Origin of the sequence: Sphingopyxis sp., assembly GCF_035565275.1 — a bacterium.
GTDB lineage: Bacteria > Pseudomonadota > Alphaproteobacteria > Sphingomonadales > Sphingomonadaceae > Sphingopyxis.
Genome location: NZ_DATMST010000233.1, coordinates 1 through 3,408 on the forward strand (window position 1 = coordinate 1; position 3,408 = coordinate 3,408).

The 3,408-nt window shown below is 66.1% G+C and carries 2 protein-coding genes; both read left to right on the forward strand.

What is annotated here, in order from left to right:
• Positions 1-1,909 (forward strand): XrtA/PEP-CTERM system histidine kinase PrsK (gene prsK / locus VN047_RS16040; protein ID WP_325544396.1); only part of this gene is annotated, 1,909 nt, incomplete at its 5' end.
• An 8-nt stretch (positions 1,910-1,917) separates the two neighbouring features.
• Positions 1,918-3,306 carry a PEP-CTERM-box response regulator transcription factor gene (gene prsR, locus VN047_RS16045; protein ID WP_325544398.1) on the forward strand — a complete coding sequence of 463 codons (1,389 nt, stop codon included), beginning with the start codon at positions 1,918-1,920 and terminating at the stop codon, positions 3,304-3,306.
• Positions 3,307-3,408: the final 102 nt, after the last annotated feature.

Sequence of the window (3,408 nt, forward strand, 5' to 3'; positions counted from 1 at the left end):
GGCGCTGCGCGACCTTGCGATGCTCGGCTGGCTCGGCGCGACCTTCTGGTCCCCGCAGGCGCCGATGTCGCGGCCGGCGCGCCTGATCCTGCACATGCTCGTGACGATCTGCCTGCTGACGCTCGTTCTGGGAACCGCAGCGCATCTGCGTGCCGGGGCAGAGGCCGAGCCGTGGATGACGCCGGCCCTGACCTTGGCCGCGATGGTCGTCGCGGTCGGGGGGCTGCTGATCGTCGATGGCGGCGTTCGCCGCGCCAGCACCGGCCAGCGAACGCCGGTGATGACGGTCGCTGCCGGTTTTGCGATGCTGTGGGCCTATGAACTCAACGTCCAGCTGATCGGCGCGCTGACCGGCCAGACAGCAACGACGCTGATCCTGCTGCTTCCCGCCGTCGTGCTGCTAACGCTGCCGGCGTATGTGATCGCAGCGATGGATGTCGGGCGCGAGCGGATGCGGCTGTCGCGGACGGCGGCGACGCGTACGCTCCTTCTACTGGGCGGCGCGGCCTATCTGATCCTGATCGGTCTTGCCGGCGCGGTCGCGCGTCTGATCGGCGGCGACTATGCCGTGCTGGCGCAGGCGATCTCGCTGGTCGTCGCACTGGGTGTCGGGGGGTCGATCTTCGCGTCGGGGCGCGTGCGGGGGTGGTTGTCGGTGATGATTTCGAAGCATTTCTTCGAGCATCGTTATGATTATCGGGCCGAATGGATGCGCTTCACCGCGACGCTTGGTCAAATCACCGAACAGGCGGGTGACGTAGAAGACGACCGGAACCTTCATCGCCGCGTCGCGAAAGCGCTCGCCGAACTGACGGGCAGCCCCGGCGCCCTGTTGATGCTGCCCGACGCGTCGGGCAGCTTTCGCGTTGCCGAGCAATGGCACTGGCCCGCCGGAATCGAAGAGGAAGCGGGGCTTTCGCTGCGGTCGGCGTTCATGCTGCAGGAAACGCGGCACATCGTCGATCTTGATGTCGAGCGGCGCGGGCAGAGGGGAGAGAATCTGGCGATCCCCGAGTGGCTGATTGCCGATACCCGCGCGTGGGTGATCGTTCCCGTGCTGCATTTCCAGCGGATGATCGCGATCGCGGTGCTGCACCGGCCGCCCGTATCGCGCGCGCTCGATTGGGAAGATCTCGACGTGCTTCGCATCGCCGGCCAGCAAGCGGCGAGCTATCTTGCCGAATCACAAAGTCAGCAGGCCTTGTCGGAAGCGCGCCGCTTCGACGAGTTCAACCGCCGCTTTGCCTTCATCATGCACGACATCAAGAATCTGGCGAGCCAGATCGGCCTGCTCGCGCGCAACGCCGAGCGACATGCCGACAAGCCCGATTTCCGCGCCGACATGGTCGAGACGCTGAAGGTTTCGGCAGGGCGGCTCAGCGGCCTGCTGGTCCGCCTGTCGCCGCGCGAACGCGGTCCCGCGGCTGAAGCTGGACGGACGCTGGTCGAGCCGATCCTGAACGACATTGCCGCCGGGGTCCGGTCGCGCCGCGCGCTGTTCGTCGGGTGCCAGACGGGGCTGTCGGCATGGAGCGATGCGGGGTCGATCCGGCAGATCGTCCAGCATCTGGTCGATAATGCGATCGACGCGTCCGAAGCCGGGACGACGGTGCAGGTGGTCGCGGTCGCCGAGCAGGGGCGGGTGCGCATCGACGTGATCGACCAGGGGCGCGGGATGACTCGCAGCTTCATTCGCGACGAACTGTTCAAGCCTTTCATCTCCACGAAGGAAGCGGGCTTTGGCCTCGGCGCCTTCGAAGCGTTGCAGATCGCGCGTGCGATGGGCGGTTCGATCGACGTCGCAAGCGAGCCCGGCAAGGGTAGCAATTTCACCCTGTGGCTGCCGCTCGCCAACACGCATGGCGCCGCGGGAATCGACGCGCAAATGATGAAAGTGGCATCGAAATGAGCGGGGAAATGAACGGGGCAGGGGCCAATATCCGCAAACTGCTGGTGGTCGAGGACGACCCGGGGCTGCGGACGCAGCTCAAATGGGCGTATGAGGATTATGAGGTGCTGGTCGCGGGGGACCATGATGCTGCCATCGAGGTGTTGCGCGCCGAGGAACCCGACGTGGTGACGCTCGACCTGGGGTTGCCGCCCGATCCCGACGGTACCCGCGAAGGCTTTCGCGTGCTGAAGGCGATCCTCGAAATCAAGCCCGATACCAAGGTCATCGTGGTATCGGGGCATGGCGAACGCGCGAGTGCCCGGACGGCGATCGCGAACGGCGCGTGGGATTTCTACCAGAAGCCGATCGACATCGAGGAACTGGGGCTGATCGTGGCCCGTGCTTTCCATGTCCGCGAGCTCGAGGTCGAAAATGCGCGTCTTGCCGATCAGGGGGCAGGCGACAACCGGGTGCTGGGCGGAATGATCACCGGCGCGCCCGAAATGCTGAAGGTCGCGCGCACGATCGAGCGTGTCGCAAACCTCGACGTTTCGGTCATGCTGCTCGGCGCGAGCGGTACCGGCAAGGAATTGCTCGCGCGCGGGCTGCACGAGGCGAGCGCGCGACGCGACGGCGCGTTTGTCGCGATCAATTGTGCCGCGATCCCGGAAAACCTGCTCGAAAGCGAATTGTTCGGGCACGAGAAGGGGGCGTTCACCGGTGCGGTCAAGACAACCGAGGGCAAGATCGAACTGGCGCACGGCGGCACGCTGTTCCTCGACGAGGTCGGCGACATCCCGCTGCCGTTGCAGGTCAAGCTGCTGCGTTTCCTGCAGGAGCGGACGATCGAACGGATCGGCGGGCGCAAGGCGATCGCGGTCGACACACGGATTGTCTGTGCGACGCACCGCGATCTCGACGCGATGATCGCCGGGCAGAGCTTTCGCGACGACCTTTATTACCGGCTGGCCGAAATGGTCGTGAAGATCCCCGCGCTCGCCGAGCGGCCGGGTGATGCGGTGCTGCTGGCACGGCATTTTCTTCACCAATATGCGCCCGGGATGAATCCCGCGGTGCGCGGCTTCGCGCCCGATGCATTGCAGGCGATCGACGAGGGGCGTTGGCCCGGAAACGTCCGCGAGCTTGAAAACCGGATCAAGCGCGCCGTTATCATGGCCGACGGGAAGCTGGTCATGCGCGAGGATCTGGACATGGGAGGGGCGGATGCAGCCCATGGTGATGGCGGCGACGAGGCCTGGCTCAACCTGCGCAGCGCGCGTGAGGCAGCCGATCGCGTCGCGATCCGTCGCGCGATGACGCAGAGCGAGGGCAATATCTCGCTCGCCGCAAAGCTGCTCGGGATCAGCCGGCCGACGCTGTACGACCTGCTCAAGCAATACCGGATGCAGGCCTGAATGGATTTTCGCCGGCTCTGGACGGGCGCGCTGCTGATGGCGGCCGTGCTGGCCGGATGCGACGGCGCGCGCCCCGTCGCACCGCGTGACGCGCTCGAGCAG